The sequence below is a fragment of the Roseobacter insulae genome, assembly GCF_019375555.1.
In the GTDB taxonomy this organism is placed as follows: domain Bacteria; phylum Pseudomonadota; class Alphaproteobacteria; order Rhodobacterales; family Rhodobacteraceae; genus Roseobacter; species Roseobacter insulae.
Window position 1 is genome coordinate 1 of the sequence record NZ_JAHXDN010000012.1, and the last position, 16,025, is coordinate 16,025.

At 57.3% G+C, this 16,025-nt stretch carries 13 protein-coding genes and 3 pseudogenes; 5 read left to right on the plus strand and 11 right to left on the minus strand.

Annotated features, from left to right (window positions below; translation table 11 throughout):
• From KX928_RS23800 to KX928_RS23810, 3 genes and pseudogenes are all read right to left on the minus strand, one after another.
• Positions 1-1,473 (minus strand): TRAP transporter large permease (locus KX928_RS23800; protein ID WP_219508108.1); only part of this gene is annotated, 1,473 nt, incomplete at its 3' end.
• A pseudogene (locus tag KX928_RS23805) lies at positions 1,473-2,138 on the minus strand (TRAP transporter small permease). The pseudogene KX928_RS23805 and the gene KX928_RS23800, both read right to left, overlap by 1 nt.
• Before the next feature lie 82 nt (positions 2,139-2,220).
• A pseudogene (locus tag KX928_RS23810) lies at positions 2,221-3,203 on the minus strand (DctP family TRAP transporter solute-binding subunit); the annotation flags it as partial.
• Between the two features lie 178 nt (positions 3,204-3,381).
• Between KX928_RS23810 and KX928_RS23815 the strand changes: the two are divergent.
• The 4 genes from KX928_RS23815 to KX928_RS23830 are packed head-to-tail and all read left to right on the plus strand — an operon-like array spanning position 3,382 to position 7,175.
• Positions 3,382-4,284, plus strand: coding sequence for an alpha/beta fold hydrolase (locus KX928_RS23815; RefSeq protein ID WP_219508110.1), 903 nt, complete (start codon positions 3,382-3,384; stop codon positions 4,282-4,284).
• Positions 4,281-5,654 carry a 3-isopropylmalate dehydratase large subunit gene (gene leuC / locus KX928_RS23820; protein ID WP_219508113.1) on the plus strand — a complete coding sequence of 458 codons (1,374 nt, stop codon included), beginning with the start codon at positions 4,281-4,283 and terminating at the stop codon, positions 5,652-5,654. Before KX928_RS23815 ends, leuC begins: the two co-directional genes overlap by 4 nt.
• Positions 5,651-6,259, plus strand: a complete 609-nt coding sequence (leuD, locus tag KX928_RS23825) for a 3-isopropylmalate dehydratase small subunit (protein WP_308342435.1) — start codon at positions 5,651-5,653, stop codon at positions 6,257-6,259. The genes leuC and leuD overlap by 4 nt, the downstream gene beginning before the upstream one ends.
• 19 nt (positions 6,260-6,278) lie before the next feature.
• The gene (locus tag KX928_RS23830) at positions 6,279-7,175 is read left to right on the plus strand and encodes a LysR family transcriptional regulator (RefSeq protein ID WP_219508116.1); all 897 of its coding nucleotides are present in this window, start codon (positions 6,279-6,281) and stop codon (positions 7,173-7,175) included.
• Between the two features lie 553 nt (positions 7,176-7,728).
• Here the strand turns inward: KX928_RS23830 and KX928_RS24200 are convergent.
• The 8 genes and pseudogenes from KX928_RS24200 to KX928_RS23875 form a co-directional block, all read right to left on the minus strand.
• A pseudogene (locus KX928_RS24200) lies at positions 7,729-8,259 on the minus strand (cytochrome b).
• Complete coding sequence (locus KX928_RS23845; RefSeq protein WP_219508124.1) at positions 8,256-8,498, minus strand: hypothetical protein; 243 nt, start codon at positions 8,496-8,498, stop codon at positions 8,256-8,258. Before KX928_RS23845 ends, KX928_RS24200 begins: the two are co-directional and overlap by 4 nt.
• A gap of 202 nt (positions 8,499-8,700) precedes the next feature.
• Positions 8,701-8,871, minus strand: coding sequence for a hypothetical protein (locus KX928_RS23850; RefSeq protein ID WP_219508126.1), 171 nt, complete (start codon positions 8,869-8,871; stop codon positions 8,701-8,703).
• 3 nt (positions 8,872-8,874) lie between these two features.
• Entirely contained in the window at positions 8,875-9,339 is a 465-nt protein-coding gene (locus KX928_RS23855; protein WP_219508128.1) for a luciferase domain-containing protein, read from the minus strand.
• A gap of 13 nt (positions 9,340-9,352) precedes the next feature.
• Positions 9,353-10,039 (minus strand): alpha/beta hydrolase, encoded by a 687-nt coding sequence (locus tag KX928_RS23860; protein WP_308342436.1) that lies wholly within the window; start codon positions 10,037-10,039, stop codon positions 9,353-9,355.
• A 54-nt stretch (positions 10,040-10,093) separates the two neighbouring features.
• Complete coding sequence (locus tag KX928_RS23865; RefSeq protein WP_219508132.1) at positions 10,094-10,354, minus strand: hypothetical protein; 261 nt, start codon at positions 10,352-10,354, stop codon at positions 10,094-10,096.
• A gap of 3 nt (positions 10,355-10,357) precedes the next feature.
• Positions 10,358-13,456 (minus strand): efflux RND transporter permease subunit, encoded by a 3,099-nt coding sequence (locus KX928_RS23870; RefSeq protein WP_219508135.1) that lies wholly within the window; start codon positions 13,454-13,456, stop codon positions 10,358-10,360.
• The gene (locus KX928_RS23875) at positions 13,456-14,694 is read right to left on the minus strand and encodes an efflux RND transporter periplasmic adaptor subunit (protein WP_219508136.1); all 1,239 of its coding nucleotides are present in this window, start codon (positions 14,692-14,694) and stop codon (positions 13,456-13,458) included. Before KX928_RS23875 ends, KX928_RS23870 begins: the two co-directional genes overlap by 1 nt.
• Positions 14,695-14,785: 91 nt before the next feature.
• On the opposite strand from KX928_RS23875, the gene KX928_RS23880 reads away from it, so the two are divergent.
• Positions 14,786-15,433, plus strand: coding sequence for a TetR/AcrR family transcriptional regulator (locus KX928_RS23880; protein ID WP_219508138.1), 648 nt, complete (start codon positions 14,786-14,788; stop codon positions 15,431-15,433).
• Positions 15,434-16,025: the final 592 nt, after the last annotated feature.

Below are 16,025 nucleotides of genomic sequence, written 5' to 3' on the forward strand. Positions count from 1 at the left end.
ACCCTCACTTAGCTCAGGTCGCCATCTGTCCCAAAATCCCTGACGACGGACAGGCAACTTGGTGATAATCTCTGGCCCCATGAAGGGGTTGGGGAGGAACGTCGAAATCCAGGGGACATAGGCGACTATTATCAGGAAGACGAACAACACCGCGAAGAAAGGAAGGGCTGCCCAGACGACCCGCATCATCGGCATTCCCGCGACGCCCGACGTCACGAAGAGATTTGAGCCCGAGGGCGGAGTGATCATCCCGATCTCCATATTCACCACCATGATGATCCCAAGATGAATGGGATCGATGCCGAGTTCGATGGCCATCGGGAAGACCAGCAGAGCAACAATCACTAGCAAGCCCGAGGGCTCCATGAAATGGCCGCCAATCAGCAAGATGATGTTGACGACAACCAGGAACATCACCGGCTCCAAACCTGCCGATAGCATGGCGTCGGCCACTTGCTGGGGAATTTGCTTTTCGGTCAGGACATGTTTGAGGATCAGTACGTTGGCAATGATTAACAACAGAGTCACCGTGAGTTTGCCCGCGTCCAGAAGTGTGCGTTGCGTATCGGGATGAACCAGCGCGGTTACGACCGCCCAAGGCGTACGCATCAACGGAACGATGTCGCCATGGGGAGAGTTTTCGAGCACAGATGCGGCAGACAGACTTTGCGCGCGGGGAGCCGACAGCGGCCCCATGTCCTTGTAGACAAAGGTGGCAATCACAAAGGCATAGACTGCGGCCACAGCCGCCGCCTCAGTTGGTGTGAAAATTCCGCTGTAGATACCGCCCAGAATGATGATGATCAGGAAAATGCCCCATCCGGCCTCTCGGCCCGATGCAATCACCTCGGTCCCCTCTTGCCACTCGCCTTTCGGTAGGTTTTGGACCTTGGCGATGACATAGATGGTGACCATCGGCATGAACCCAGCCACAAGCCCCGGGAGCACTCCGGCCGAGAACATTCGGCCAACGGACACTTCCACTGACGCCGCATAGACCACCATCACGATAGAAGACGGGATCAGAATGCCCAGCGTGCTTGCGTTACAGATCACGCCGGCGGCAAATTCCTTGGAATAACCCGCCTGCCGCATACCGGTGATAACGATTGTGCCGATGGCAACCACGGTGGCGGGCGACGATCCAGACAAGGCGGCGATCAGCATGCGGGCAAAGACGCCCACAATTGCTAGACCTCCGGGAAAGTGCCCAACGCAGGCAATTGAGAAGCGGATGATGCGCCGCGCCACCCCTCCGGTCGTCATTAAAGACGAGGCCAGAATGAAAAATGGAATGGCCAGCAATGTGAAATGTCCTTCGAAGGCGGCGAAATGCGTCTGCGCGACCGAGGCCAGCGAAGACTCTGAGAACCGGAGCAGGAACAGAACCGACGACATGCCAAGGGCCACCGCGATTGGCACACCGATTAGCAGAAAGCCGATTATCATGCTGAAAAGTGGGACGACCTCCATTATTTCGCCTCCTCTGTCTGAGCCCGTACCTCGGCAAGCTCTTCGTCAACCTCGTGGCGGGCGACCAGCCGGTCATTGTCCCCGATCCAGATGCGCCACGTCGCCTGAATGAAGCGAAAGAGAAGCAGCGCCATCGACAAGGGCAGGATGGAATAGGGAATGAACCTTGGTATTTTCTCGTACGCTCACCATCGTTGAAAATGTCTTTCAACCAGGCAAAAGCCTCGGGCATGGGGATGTCCTTGGTTTCAAATCACCCTAGTTCGCGAAATTTTTCCTCGAACCCGATTGGGAACCAGCGTCCTTCGATACCGGGCAGGTTCGCAAAATTCGCCCAATGGCGCCGTGACCTTTTGAGCATCAGAAAGCAGAAGGACAGGCAAATGCTGGCCGAAACCAGCCCCAGCGCTGTGCGGCCCCCGGGTCGAAAAAGTTCGATAATGTGATCGACGCCAAGGTGCGCGTTCTTTTTGACTGCATAGGATGCGCCCAACAAAACCAACCACGCGAAGAGGAATACGGTGGTTTCAAAGGTCCAATGGATGTTGGAGTTGAATACATAGCGCGATGACATTGGCAAAAGTCAAAAGCGCGATCGAACCCAAAATCGAGGCGATCAGCATTTCTTCGAGGCGATCACCAATTGACGCGACACGATCGGTCATGTTTCCCCCCACAAAAAAAGTGAATAACGAGGCGGGTGACACGCAGCGCCCGCCTCGTCCGCAAGTGCTTAGAAGCCCGCGTGATCTGAACAGCGGCGTCGATGGCCCCCTCGCCGATGTCGCCAGCGAGCTGGCTCCAGACCGGCAGCATGGTATCCACCCAGGCTTGACGCTCTTCTTCAGTCAGGGTTTTGATCGTGGCCCCCGCATCGAGAATGTTCTGACGGTTCTGCTAGTTCACCGCATAGGATTCCGCGTTTCGAGTCTCAGCCACCTCGTTGAGGGTTGTCAGGAACTGATCCCGAACATCCGCATCAAGACTGTCGAGCCAATCGACAGACGTCACACAAGATAGTCGATGATGCCGTGGTTGGTCTCGGTGATACCGTCTTGCACTTCGAAAACTTCTGCCCGTAGATATTCGACCAGGTGTTTTCCTGTTCGACCACAGCGCCAAGCTGAAGTGCGCCATACACTTCCGAGAAGGCCATTTTCTGGGAGAGCCACCGTTGGCTTCCATCTGGGCGACCAAAACGCCGGAAGACATGACGCGGAACTTCAGCCCGTCCGCATCCGCGGGTGTGACCAACGGAACGTTCGCCGACATCTGCTTCATACCGTTGTGCCAGAAGGTCAGCCCTTGAAGCCCGTGCTTTTGCATGCTGTCAAGCAGAGACTGGCTTTCGTCAGACATCTGAAAAGAGTTCACCGCCTCGATGTTCTTGAAAAGGAACAGCAGATCGAAGATCCGGAATTTCTAGGTGAACTTCTCAAACTTCGAGAGCGACGGTGCGGCAAGTTGTACGTCTCGCTTGATCATGGCCTCCAGGACGTTGTCATCGTTGTATAGCGTAGACTACGGGTAAACCTCCTACACATCTTGCCGTCCATCTCGGTTTTCACGCGCTCTTCCAGAAGCGAAGCCACAATCCCATTCGGGTGACGGTCGGTATTTGCCACGTGGCTAAATTTGACGACCTCTTCCCCCAGATCGCAAGCAGCGATTGCGGCGGTTCCCAAAGTGGCAAGCAAGGCACCTGTCATCCGCGATTTAAGCGGTTTCATGATGTCCCCCATGCGTACGACATTTGGTTCTTCACGCACGGCGAAGTGCCCCCACATGTTTCGTGCGCGTAAGATGCACCGGGTTGGCATGGAAATTTCATCGCAATTACTGTTCAGTATTTCCGGATAATAATTGCGAAAAATCCGGTTATACTGCGACAAACTGTTTTGGGGTGGCATGTTCGAAGGTTTCACAGAAGAGGTAGTCTCGGGCGATGGCACCGACATTTTCCTAAGACACTCAGGCCCGCGCGAAGCGCCTGGGCTCTTGTTACTGCATGGTTACCCGCAAACCTCGGCGATGTGGCACCTCGTGGCGCCTATGCTGACCACCAATTACCACGTCGTCTGTCCCGATCTTCGTGGGTACGGACGCTCAGGCAAGCCTGACACCGACGAGGCGCATGCGCCTTATTCCAAGCGCGCGATGGCGCACGACATGATCAAGATCATGGATCATTTCGGGCACAACCAGTTCTTTCTGGGTGCGCATGATCGCGGCGCGCGCGTGTCGCATCGCTTGGCGCTTGATTTTGAGGATCGCGTCAATGCAATGGTACTTTTGGACATTGCGCCCACGCGAGAGATGTATCGCGATTCGGGCTCTAATTTCGCCACAGCCTATTGGCACTGGTTCTTTCTGATTCAGCAACACCCGCTGCCAGAACAGATGATCGGCAATGATCCCGAAGGGTTCTGGAAACTCAAGTGCTTCAATCAGGCCAAAGGTGGCAACCCATTCTCGGACGAGGCGCTGGCGGAGTATCTGGACGCCTTCCGCTCAAACGCCGCCATTCACGCGTCCTGCGAGGATTACCGCGCAGCGGCGACGATTGATATCCAGCACGACAACGACGATGGCGCTCGAAAATTGGCGACGCCGACACGCGTCTTTTGGGCCAGGCGCGGTACAATCGCTGCTTGCTTTGATGCGCTCGCCTTGTGGCGCGAAAGGGCCAGTCATATCGACGGCGAGGTGCTGGACGCCACGCATTACATGGCCGAAGAGATTCCTGAAGACATCGCCAAACGGATGGCAGATTTCTTTGGTCAGCACAGAGCAATGGAGGCCGCTGAATGAGCCGCACGCTTTACGACAAGCTTGTCGATGCGCATAAGGTTTGCGATCTGCCCGACGGCGACATGCTTGTCTATGTCGATTTCCACATTATGAACGAATACACCAGTCCGCAGGCTTTTTCCGGACTGGAACAGAAGGGCCTGAAGGTTTGGCGTCCCGAAGCGCATCTTTCGGTGGTCGATCACGTAAAAGCTACACGGCAGCGCGCGCCCCATAACGCGGCCTCCAAGCTTCTGATCGACAATCTTGAGGCTAATTGCAGGAAACACGGCATCGCCTTTTACGGCTTGGGCGACCCGCGACAGGGTATCGAGCATGTTGTCGTGCCCGAGCAAGGGCTGGTTGCGCCCGGCATGCTGATCGCTTGCGGCGACAGCCACACCACCACCTACGGCGCATTCGGGGCTTTGGGTTTTGGCATTGGAACTTCCGAGGTCGAGCATGTTCTGGCGACGCAGACGCTTCGCTACAAGCGTTTGAAGACCATGCTAGTTAATGTTGAGGGCGCATTGGCGCCGGGCGTGACCGCCAAGGACATCATCATGAAGGTCATCCAGGTTGTCGGGGCGGGCGGGGCCAACGGATATGCGGTGGAGTTCGCGGGCGACGCCATCTTTGCGCAATCCATGGCCGGTCGGATGACCATCTGCAACATGGCCGTGGAACTCGGTGGTCGTGCGGCGCTGATCGCCGCCGATGACAAGGCCTATCGAGCATCAGGGCAGATGACCTTTGATGCCGAGACCTGGGCCTCGGACGAAGGTGCCGAATATGATTCCGTCTTCAACATCGACGCCGCAGGAATCGCGCCGCTAGTCAGTTGGGGCACAAGCCCGGATCAATCGGTCGCCATCGACGGGATGGTGCCTGATGTCAGCGCTGAGACCACGCCCAAGGCGAAAGCCGCCCTCGCGCGCGCATTGGACTACATGGGCCTTGAGCCCGGCCAAGCAATTACCGACATCCAAATCGACAGCGCCTTTATCGGCTCATGCACGAACAGCCGTATCGAGGATTTGCGTGCCGCCGCCGAGGTGGTGAAAGGGCGGCGCGTGGCCGAGCGCGTCAACGCGATCATCGTGCCCGGCTCGGTTTTCACCAAACTGCAAGCTGAGGCAGAAGGGCTGGACATCATATTTAAAGAAGCTGGATTCGACTGGCGCCCCGAAAGCGGCTGTTCGATGTGCCTGGCAATGAACGACGACATTGCGCTGGAAGGCGAACGCTTGGCCTCGTCGACCAACCGGAATTTCGAGGGTCGTCAGGGCCGCGGTGCGCGCACCCACTTGATGAGCCCCGCCATGGTCGCGGCGGCCGCCATATCCGGGCATCTGGTCGATGTGCGCGACTTTAAGAAAGGAACCGCATGATGCCCAGCACCGTTCAGGGGCTTGCCGCTCCGCTGCCAACTGCCAACGTCGACACCGACGTGATCATGCCCAAACGGTTTCTGGTGACAATCACCCGCGCGGGCCTTGCCGACGGGGCGTTGGCCGATCTGAGGTTCGATGAAACCGGCAAGAGGCAACTGGAATTCGTTCTAAACCAAACCCCCTGGGACGATGCCTCAATCCTGATCGTCGGCGACAATTTCGGCTGCGGGTCCAGCCGCGAACACGCCGTCTGGGGGTTGATGCAATACGGCATCCGCGGGATCATCGGGACCAGCTTTGCTGGCATTTTTTTCGACAATGCGCGCAAGAACGGATTGGCACTGCCTGTCGTCGGGCCTGATGTCCGCGACCAGTTGCTCGAACTGGCGGGTCATTCCGAAGGGTTGGAGATCACCATCGATATCGGGTCGCGGCAGCTTTTCTATGAAGATCAGACTGCGGCTTTCACCATGGATGACGCAACGCGCACCGCTTTGCTGAAAGATCGCGACGACACGCTCGACAGTTTGAAACACGCCGATGCGATCCGACAGTTTGAAGCGGGCTTGACCGAGACGATGCGCGTGAAAGTGGCTCAGTAATCCTGCAAACGGGGGAAATTTGGAACTCAGACAACTAGAATGTTTCGTCGCAGTTGCTGAAGAACTGCATTTCCGCAAAGCTGGCGAGCGGCTGGGGCTGAGTTCATCGGCACTTTCTGATCGGATCAATGCGCTTGAAACCGAGCTTGGCGCGACCCTTTTCTTCCGAACCACCCGGCAGGTCAGCCTGACCCAGGCAGGCGCGGAGTTGCTGCGTGACGCGAATAAAATACTTTCAGACATCGACAAGTCGGTGGCGAGTGTCCGCCACACGTCAGAATCCGACCTGAAGACCTTGAGAATCAGCGGTGTGGACGAGGCGATCTCAATGCTCTTGCCGCAAGCTCTGGCCAAGTTCCGCTTGCGATACCCAAGCGTGCACACGCAAATCCTCGAGATTTCCAGCTCAGATTTCCACGCGCAGCAGCTTGAAAGCTATCACACAGATATCGCGTTTATCCGCACGCCATCACCGGAAGGTTTCGTGACCAGTCAGCTTCTTTATCGGCAAAACGTGGTAGTCGTGACGTCGAAAACCCATCCACTCGCCGAGAAAACGTCGCTCAGTGCCGTTGATTTGCTGGACCAGCCGATTGTTGGTTACCCAAAGCGAGCACGGCCGATCCTGCATGAGATGCTCTGGCATCGATTCCGCGACGTCGGCAGACAGCCCAACATCGTCTGTGAAGTGATTGACAAATCTACTTTATTGCAATTCGTCTTACACGGGCTTGGCATTGCGCTGGCACCCGCCTGGGTCCAGGCCATCGCGCCTCGCGGCCTTTCTTTTGTGCCTTTCGATCAAAGCGACGACGATATCGAGCTCTACGTCGCCTACCGAACCACGGGTAACAGCGAATTAGTCGCTGAATTCATAGATATCGTAACTGAGGCCGCCAATCAGGGCTCTAAATGAAAATATCCGAAGTGGCCGCTGAATGAAGTTTTTTTTTGCTCCTACAACGAATGCCGGCGATCCAGGTTGCGCTTGCAACATCCAGATTTTGTGCCCTATCTCGGCTCTGAGCTGAGGAGCGGCCAAAAACCAAAGTTCTGACAAGAACGGCTTTGTCCCGCTTCGTCGACACTGGTGTAACCTTTGGCGAAAGTCAGCTCCCGTCGTGGCACCGTCTGCCCCTTCCCTCACCAGCATTCCCCTAGGATTTATCCGGGAAGATAAAAATCCAGAAACCTTGTGAGGTTTGTTGATCAGAGTGTGTCCGGAGCGGCATCTCTACCGCTTCGGCGCTGTCCCGGCTAGACTTTTGGCAGTCACACCACTACAAACCTCTATCCGTATAAAATCAGTCTATTCCCCATCCCATTGTTCAAAAGAACCGACACAATGAGTTCGAGCCTTGACCAAGTCTGCGCATTCGCCAGACAGCAAACAGGACCCACCAGATGTCATTTATAAATCTGCTGGCACTTAGCATTCCGCCGTAGAGCAATCCAGACCAAGGCTAAGCTCAGTCTTGAGTCCTGCACTGACCAAACCACATGCGCGACAACAGCCCGTCCTTGAAAATGACGCTGTGATGAAGAGACGCCCCGATATGGCGCACGACAAGCGCGAAGGCGGCAAGCTCGTGAATCGAGTGTTGTAAAGACGCCCGCAGTGCAGGTGAAATCGGGGCCTTTGAGCCGTGAAAGACGATATCGATCAGGTCAAAACCGTAGGCCATGGCCAACCCAGATGCGACCATCGCGGCGATCAACAAATAAAACCCGAAATGAACGGCTCACGCTGCGCCGTTGAGAACCGAATTTCCGCTGTTTGCGGGCGGTGGCCGCTTGGTCCAGCGTCGCACAGTCAGCCGCAGCAAAAGCAGCACACCGATAACCGCACCTGCAATCATATGACCTTGAAGCGCTTCTGCCTTTCCGGGGTGATCAAGCGGGATATTCGAAAGAACAAACCCGCCAATCATGAGCGAAACCGGGATCAGCACGGCCATGATCCAATGAAGTGCGACAAGAGCGGGGTGACAAAAGTTCATCTGGCAACCTCATTTGTGAAACGTTTGTTGATACGGGCGAAATCCGGCTGACCAGATTCAATGTCTTTCATAGGAAGCGTTGGGTCGTTCAGGCGCTGGTGGCCGTAGCTGTCAAGCCAGTCGATCGCTTCCTGTGGGTCGATGAAGCGCAATGGCCCGTGCCCGCGCACCGCGCCACGTCGTCGTTCTTCGCGCGCGACCTCTTCCGCGTCTGTCTTGTTGGCTCCGATATGCGCCATCGCCTTTTGGCGGAACGGCACGTCGCTGGTAAAAGCGTGCGGCGGATGGAGGTCTGGTGGGCTTGAACAGGGTCTGATCCGATGCCCTGATGCGCCTCCAGGTTTTCGATCATCTGGTCGGTACTGGCCTCGACATCCACGCCGTCAAACGCGAACCCAAAGCGGCCCGCCAAGCGCATCACGATTTCAATGGGTCCCATCTTTACTTCTTCTTCGTCATCGACAGTGCCTGGAAAGCTTGATCGTTTTGTGTGGTATCGCGGCGCCATTCGGTGGGGAGCAAACCTTCGGCAGAGATCGCGCTGACCGGGCAGACCGCATCGCAGGAGGCATCTTTCACGCCGATGCAGGGCTCTCCGATCACATGGGGCATGCCTCAGAACCTTCCTGACATCGCGTGATCGTAGGATGCTTGAACAATGGTTTTGACAGTCTCGGCTTCGGCATCATCGCGCGGCGCGAAGATGAGCATTTCCTTGACCCCCTTGTGCCGATAGACGTGAGGGATACCCCAGTTGGCCGACATGACAGCGCGTTCATCCTCGTCGGACAGAACGACATGCATAGAGCCGTCTTCATGAAAATGTGCAAACTCACGGCTGCCGCGCGGCGGCATGAATGCATCCGGCGAGGCGGCAACAGCTTCGTCCAGCCAAAGCGCGCGCGCGGTAGGAACGGATATCCGCGTGGGTTCTTCGCGCGCATGATCCAAGGCAGAGAACGCCCAGGCCTTAAGAGCCTCGACAATGTGCGGCGGACTGATGTCAGAATATTGCAGCTGCGGAGGCTCTTGATCGGTCTTGGGTTGAGGGCCGATGCGGGGCGGCAGGTTCAGGGGCATGTTTGAGGGGTCCTTATGAGGGTGCACGTGTGCGAAAAACTTCAAGCAGGGTCGGGGATGTGGCAGGCAGGAAATGCCCGGGTCCATCGCCATCGCTGACACCACTGATATCGAGGACCCTGACGCCGAGAGCCGAAAGCGCGGCGGCATCCGGCTTGTTGCCAACCCTCTCGCGCCCGCCCGAAAGGAAGGACGACAGACCCAAAAGCCGGTCATCGCGATTGATGGCCACCGCAAACCGAGCAGGCGGCAGCGACGTCCGCCCCAGTTGGGTGGCGAAAAGGTCGCTATCGAGGTCCGGGGACACCAACACAATTTCTAAAACGCGCGCCGCCAACCGCGCCTGCGCAACCTCATCAAGAAGTGTCAGCGCTTCCATCAACGGCAGCGCGCCCATGGAATGCCCGACAAGAACCAGACGCCCCGGTATCTCTGCCGATACCGCGTCTATGACCTCTGCCAAAGCGTAGCGTGATATCAGCGCACTATCACGGTCTGCAAGGTAGGCAGAGGGCTCCCCCGCAGACGCCCATGAGAACTGGATCGCCGCGGCGGGCAGATCGGTGTCATGCGCGATCTGGGCATACCGGTAGATGCTTTCGATGAAACTGTTGTTGTAACCGTGAACGAAGATCATCGCCCCGGGCTGACTCTCCGTGCTGGCTTGGGCAAACGCTGCGAGCGTCGAGAAACTTGTAATGTCTTGCGTGTGCCAGTGTCGACGCGCGTCGGGCGTGCCATTGGCGAGTGTGAGTTAACCGGGTTGATGGGTTGCAGGAACGCCCACCTGAACCCTGCCAAAATGCGTCACATCGGAGTGGGTTCCGTTGAAGATCTGTCCATCATCTGACGCGACACGTGTGGTCGCAAAGAAAACGTCACGCGTCATAATTGATTGATCGGACATCTGTATGGGCTCTGCATTGGGTGTGCCGGCACAACCCGCGAGGTTCATCGCCAATATGGCTGACATGGTGGCTATGGAAACTACCGAAACACTTGCCAAAATCTGCATCGGTCAGGCCTTTACAGCTGTCTGCGCGGGAACGATGTCGTGCTCTGCCCGGCGGACGAGCAACAGGCGGTACATGCAGGGCGTGTAGATATAGGCAACAATCGTCAGAAGCAGCAGCCCTCCGGCGAACACATAGGCGAAGGGCGGCCAGAAATCGCCGCCGATCAGCATGAGGGGGATGAAGCCACCCGCAGTCGTGATCGTGGTCGACCAGATATGGCGAGCGGTCGGCCCGCAGACCACATCGATGATCCGGTCAACCTTGCCCGATCTCGCGCCGTCATCCTCATCCAGGGCCGCAATCATCACGATGGACATATTCAGACCCACGCCGATCAGACCCATCACGCCGATGATGATGATAAATCCAAAGGCGAACCCAGTTAGTTTCAAGACAAGAAAGGCAAATCCTGCCGTCAGAATACCGGTGATCAACACCACGCCCATCCGTCGAAACGAATTGAAGGCAAGTACAAGGATCGTGAGCGCCAGCAGCACCAATGTGACGACCTGGCTCATCAGCCGCGCAACGGCATCCGAGCGCTGTTCCTGCGCGCCGCCAAACGCGTAGCGATAGCCCGGGGGCATCTCGAACCCCGCCTCTTCCAACGCACGCTCAAAATCGGCCTGCACGGGGGCTGCGATCGTCTGATAGGTGACATTGCTTGATACCGTCTGGATGCGTTCGCCATCCAGACGGTCGATATCAACCCAGGCCGGGACCAGGTTGATATCAGCAAGCCCCGTGAGTGGTATCCCGGCAGGCGTTTGTGTGCCCGGTACGAACAGGGCAAAATCATTGATGTCTGCGATGCGGGACCGGGCACTTTTTGCGAACCGGACCGAGATCGGCAGTTGTTCGGACGCTTCCACAACAAAACCACCGGTCTGCCCGGACAGGGCCGCGTTCAATTGCCCGGCAATGGTGCTGGCGTCGAGGCCAACCAGACGCGCCGTCTCGTCATTAACGGTGACTTGGACCTGCACCGCATCGCGGTGCAGCGATACATCTGCGCCCACGACCTCCGGCACATTGGCGAGGATGCCCGCCGCAATCTGTCCGTATTCCTCCAGAACCTCCATGTCGGGACCAAACATCTGCAATTCAATCGGTGTGGCACCCGGCGGGCCAAAGCCGTAGCCGATCACAATCACCCGCGCTTCTGGGAACATCATCGACAGGCGGTCTTGCAGGTGCGGGATCAACTCGTCCGTCCGCTCGTGGCCATCTGTGTTGACGATGAAGTCGGCAAAGGCCGGGTTCGCGCTCTCTGAACTGATGGTGTTGAAATAAAGCTGCGGGGAGGCCGCGCCGATGGACACAAGCGTTTGGGTGACGCCCTCGGTTTGCAACAGCTCTGCCTCAATCCGCTCCGCCACCTCTTGTGTGCGTGTTATGATCGTTGACTGCGGCATCATCACCTCGATGCGGAACTGATCGCGGTCCATGGCAGGAAAGAACTCGGTCGGCACAGTCGACAGGGACAGAATGCCAAGCACCGCAGGCGCGCCGCAAAACGTCAGGCCCACAATCGGGCGGCGTACAAAGAACCCGACAAAGGCGCGGAACGGGACGGACAGCACCTTGGACGAGATGCCGTTGGCCAGAAAGCCACGACCAGCTGTGCCGGACTTGAATAAATGGGGTGAGATCGCCGGGATCACATACATCGAGATCACGAAGGAGCTGAACAGTGCGCAGAGCACGGCGACGGACAAAGGCCCCACGAATTCCCCCGCCGGGCCCGGCAGCAATGCAATGGGCGAGAACGCCAGCATGGTCGTGACCGTGCTGGCCATCAGGGGAAAGAACAGCTTTTTGTAGGCTTTGGAGACCGCGACGCCGTGGTCGGACCCCTGCGCAAGATCTTCGCGAATGTCGTTTGTCATGATGATCGCATTGTCGACCATCAGACCAAGCGCCACCACGATGCCGATGATACTCATCTGATGGAATGAAATCCCCGCCAGCGGAAACATCGCCGCCGTCAGAAGTGCCGTCATCGGGATAGCAAGGCCCACGGCCAGCGCGGACCGGATGCCCATCGTAAAGAACAGGATCGCTACAACAATCATGAGGCCTTGGATCAGGGACGTCACAACAGAAAGCAGACGGTCTTCCGTATAGCTTTGCTGCTCGAATACGAGGTCGATATCGATCCCCTCGACACGCCGGTCGGTGAACACCTCAACGGCCTCAAGCACCGTCGGCACCCATAAATCGACACGCAGCCCCGGCTCCATTCGCGTTCCAACGAGCACGGCCAAATCGCCATTGTAAAGCGCCGTCGCCACAGGCGGTTGCGCGACGGTCCGCTGGATTGTGGCAATGTCTCCCAGGACCAGCGCACCAGCGCCGTCGCGGCTGATCGGGATCTGACGCAGGCGGTCGAGGCTATCAAGCGTGTTGGACAACTCCACCGTCAAAGACGTGACCTCGTTCGACAAGGTCCCGGCCGAATTGCGCGCATCGGCGGAGGACAACGCGGAAGCCACTGACTGAACATCCTGTCCTGCGGCCTGCAACGCCATCTCGTCGATGATCACCTCGACGACCTCGGGGCTGCTTCCGTGTTGCGCGACATACTCCGTTCCCGGAGCCGCCCGCAGCACGTCCGAGAGGGCCTCCGCGTAGCGTTGCAGGATCAGCCGGTCGACATCGCGGCCGTCCGAGGCTGAGACGGCATAGGCCACGGTATAGGCATAACCCCCGTCCTCGTTCAGATCCGGGGCGGTCGTGCCAGCAGGCAAAAGCGACCGGATATCCGCCAACCGGTCGCGCACCAGCGACCAGATCGGCTCTACCTCTGTGATCTGATCGGCCAACGTCACCTGCACGATGGAAACGCCGACCCGTGACGTGCTCGACAGCTCTTCGATTTCTGCCAGCGTGCGCAGCTCATCCTCAATCACCTGCGTGACAAACGCCTCGACGCGCGTGGCACTTGCGCCGGGATAGACCGTGGTAATGCCCGCGATCCGCGCCTTGATTGTCGGATCCTCCGATCGGGGGACGGTCTGGATAGCACCCAAGCCCACGGCCGCAAGAAACAGAAGTGAGAGCGCGAGTATGCGAGGGTTGAAGACAAGTCTGGTCAACATCAATCGTCGACCTCTACTGCGGCAACGGTTACCGTCTGACCCGGAGACACGCGGTTGGTCCCTTCGGTGACGATCTTGTCACCATCCCGGATCGCGCCGGAGACATAGGCGCGCTGACCGTCGCTGTAGTGCACGAGAACCGGCGCGCGGGCGATCTCAAGGGTGTCGCCTTCGGCGTTTGCGGCAATCTGCACCGCAAACAGCCCGTTGAGGTCGGAAACCAGCGCGCCAACAGGGACCCAGATACCCCGCTGTTCAATCGTTTGATCCGCCATGAGCACGATCCGCTCACCTTCAATCGCGGCCACATCGGGTGACAAGGCAACAACAAGGTTCATGGTTTGTGATGCCGCATTCACGCGCGAAACATTGCTTCTGACCTCGACCTCGATCTCTCGGCCGCGGTAGATAGCCGAAACCACGTCTCCTTCGGTGAACCTCGTCGCGAGGTCCACAGGAACGCCGATGTGTGCCTCGGACCGTCCCGTTCCAGCCATCGTCAGGATCGCCCGATCAGGTGCAACGACATCGCCCAGATCAAAACTCATTTCGATCACTTCGCCGTCGAACGGCGCACGCAGAATTGTGTCCTCAAGGTCAATCTGCAAGCTTCGGATCTGCGCCGCGCTGGCTTCCACATCGGCGCGTGCCGCCTGCACATTCGACAGGGCCTGATCCAAAGACTGCTGGGTTATCGTTCCCGAAGAACGCAGGGATTGAGCGCGCTCAACCTCCACTTCGCGCAATTGCAGAAGTGCGCGCGCCCGCGCCAAGCCGGCTTCTGCAGTTTCCAGGGCCGCATTTGTGCGCCGTTGATCCAACGTGGCCAACACGTCTCCGGCGGCGACGGCGTCGCCGATATCGACAGCGATTGATGCGACGCGTCCATTGATCTCGAACCCGAACGTTGTTGCCCGGTTCGGAACCACCAAGCCGATGTACCGCCGTGGGACAACGTATGCATCTTCACTCACGGCGACGTCTGCCGCGACGGGAACTGGGTTCGATGTCCTCAGAATCGCCGCGTTCTCAGTCGCGAGTGATGCATCTTCCTGAATGCGGTGATAGGCAAAGGCTGCTGATGCGACGATACCGCCCATAAGGGTGAGACTGAGGGCCGACCCAAGAGCCCGCCGCATCCACATGGGCTTGCGCGATGGCTGGACAACATGTGGCGTCTCGTTGGCCGATTCAGGACGGCCTTTTACCTTTATAGCGTCTTGGTCCATCTTGGACATGAGGGGGCTCTCTTGTTATCAAAAGCATACGATCCAAATACTACGATATCGTTTTATACTACACTTACGTAGCATTTTGAAAGGTAGATCAATGGCTGTGGTCAAAAAAAATGCAAAAGCCGCTGATGCGCTTCCCTACAAGGAGCGTAAGACACGGGATATTCTGGTGGCTGCGCGCAAACTGTTTTTTGAGCACGGGGTCGAAGCCGTGACCATCGAGGAGATCGCCGAAGCTGCAGGCGTTGCAAAGACAACGATCTATTACAAGTTCGGGCGTAAGGAGGACGTCTTTGCTGCCGTGTTCGATCAATTGGGCGAAGATGCGGTGGCCGACTTTCCTGGAGAGATTGATCGGAACGCCTGCCCCCGGGAAACGCTTTTGAACCTGTGCCGACAGCTCGTTACGGCGTTGGCCAACAGGGAACTCATGGGCCCGGAGCCGTTGTTCCTTCTCGAAGCAAAGCGAAAGCCGGAATTGGGAAGAAAGTTCTTTGAAATGGGTCCGGGACGGATGCGCACCGCGCTTCAGGACCTCATTCAAATGTGGGTTGACCAGGGCAAACTGCAGGTCGAGGACACCAAGGAAGCCGCAGAAGACCTGTCGGTTCTGTGTCAGGGTCTCCTGCCCATCGAGCTACAAATCTTTCCCGACCTAAAGCTCTCAGAAGAAGAAATTGAACACCGTGTCACGCGGGGCGTTGACAAGTTCCTCAAGATTTATGGAGCTGCAAGAGGATAAGAACTGCGTACTGTTCAAACCGAGACACGCGATGAGCAAAACCGAAGTCAAGGTAACGATCTGAGCCGCCATGTCGCTCTGGTGGACACGTCACTTCGTAAAGCGATATAGATGGCTCCCATTGTCGTAAACGGTCCAGAGGTGAATTTCGCCCTAATCATGACGGGTGTTGTGTTGCCCGGGACAAAGGATTGGCTTCGTATTGCTCAGAAATTCCGTACGAGTTGGCGCGGCAAAAACGTGTCAGAACCGGCTCCGTTCGGCCGTGAGTTTGGCACAATCATGCGTGCGAAGCAGATTGTACTCCTTGTCACTGGCGTGGAGAAAGCCGAAACGGTTGCCCATACCCTGCGAAACTGAGACCACTCTCTCAGGAAGCAAATCGTACCAATCGGCAGTCCAGGACAGCCGCCCGTCGGTGTCTCATCGCCTTGCGGTAGGTTTCACCTCTCATCTGTCCAAGAAGGCCTGAACGCTTGGAAATTCTGCGATGAGGCGACGTCCCAAACTTCCCTCTGCGGACCAACCATCGTCAATTCTGACCTGCTCCCCTGAAAAGTCCTTCATTTATGGGTAGCCTGTTCTCCAACAG

Coding starts and splice junctions, on each gene's coding strand:
- KX928_RS23815 (WP_219508110.1), top strand. CDS start 3,382: ATGTTCGAAGGTTTCACAGAAGAGGTAGTCTCGGGCGATGGCACCGAC.
- KX928_RS23845 (WP_219508124.1), bottom strand. CDS start 8,498: ATGGCGCATATCGGAGCCAACAAGACAGACGCGGAAGAGGTCGCGCGC.
- leuC (WP_219508113.1), top strand. CDS start 4,281: ATGAGCCGCACGCTTTACGACAAGCTTGTCGATGCGCATAAGGTTTGC.
- KX928_RS23880 (WP_219508138.1), top strand. CDS start 14,786: ATGGCTGTGGTCAAAAAAAATGCAAAAGCCGCTGATGCGCTTCCCTAC.
- leuD (WP_308342435.1), top strand. CDS start 5,651: ATGATGCCCAGCACCGTTCAGGGGCTTGCCGCTCCGCTGCCAACTGCC.
- KX928_RS23870 (WP_219508135.1), bottom strand. CDS start 13,456: ATGTTGACCAGACTTGTCTTCAACCCTCGCATACTCGCGCTCTCACTT.
- KX928_RS23855 (WP_219508128.1), bottom strand. CDS start 9,339: ATGCCCCTGAACCTGCCGCCCCGCATCGGCCCTCAACCCAAGACCGAT.
- KX928_RS23850 (WP_219508126.1), bottom strand. CDS start 8,871: ATGCCCCATGTGATCGGAGAGCCCTGCATCGGCGTGAAAGATGCCTCC.
- KX928_RS23865 (WP_219508132.1), bottom strand. CDS start 10,354: ATGCAGATTTTGGCAAGTGTTTCGGTAGTTTCCATAGCCACCATGTCA.
- KX928_RS23875 (WP_219508136.1), bottom strand. CDS start 14,694: ATGTCCAAGATGGACCAAGACGCTATAAAGGTAAAAGGCCGTCCTGAA.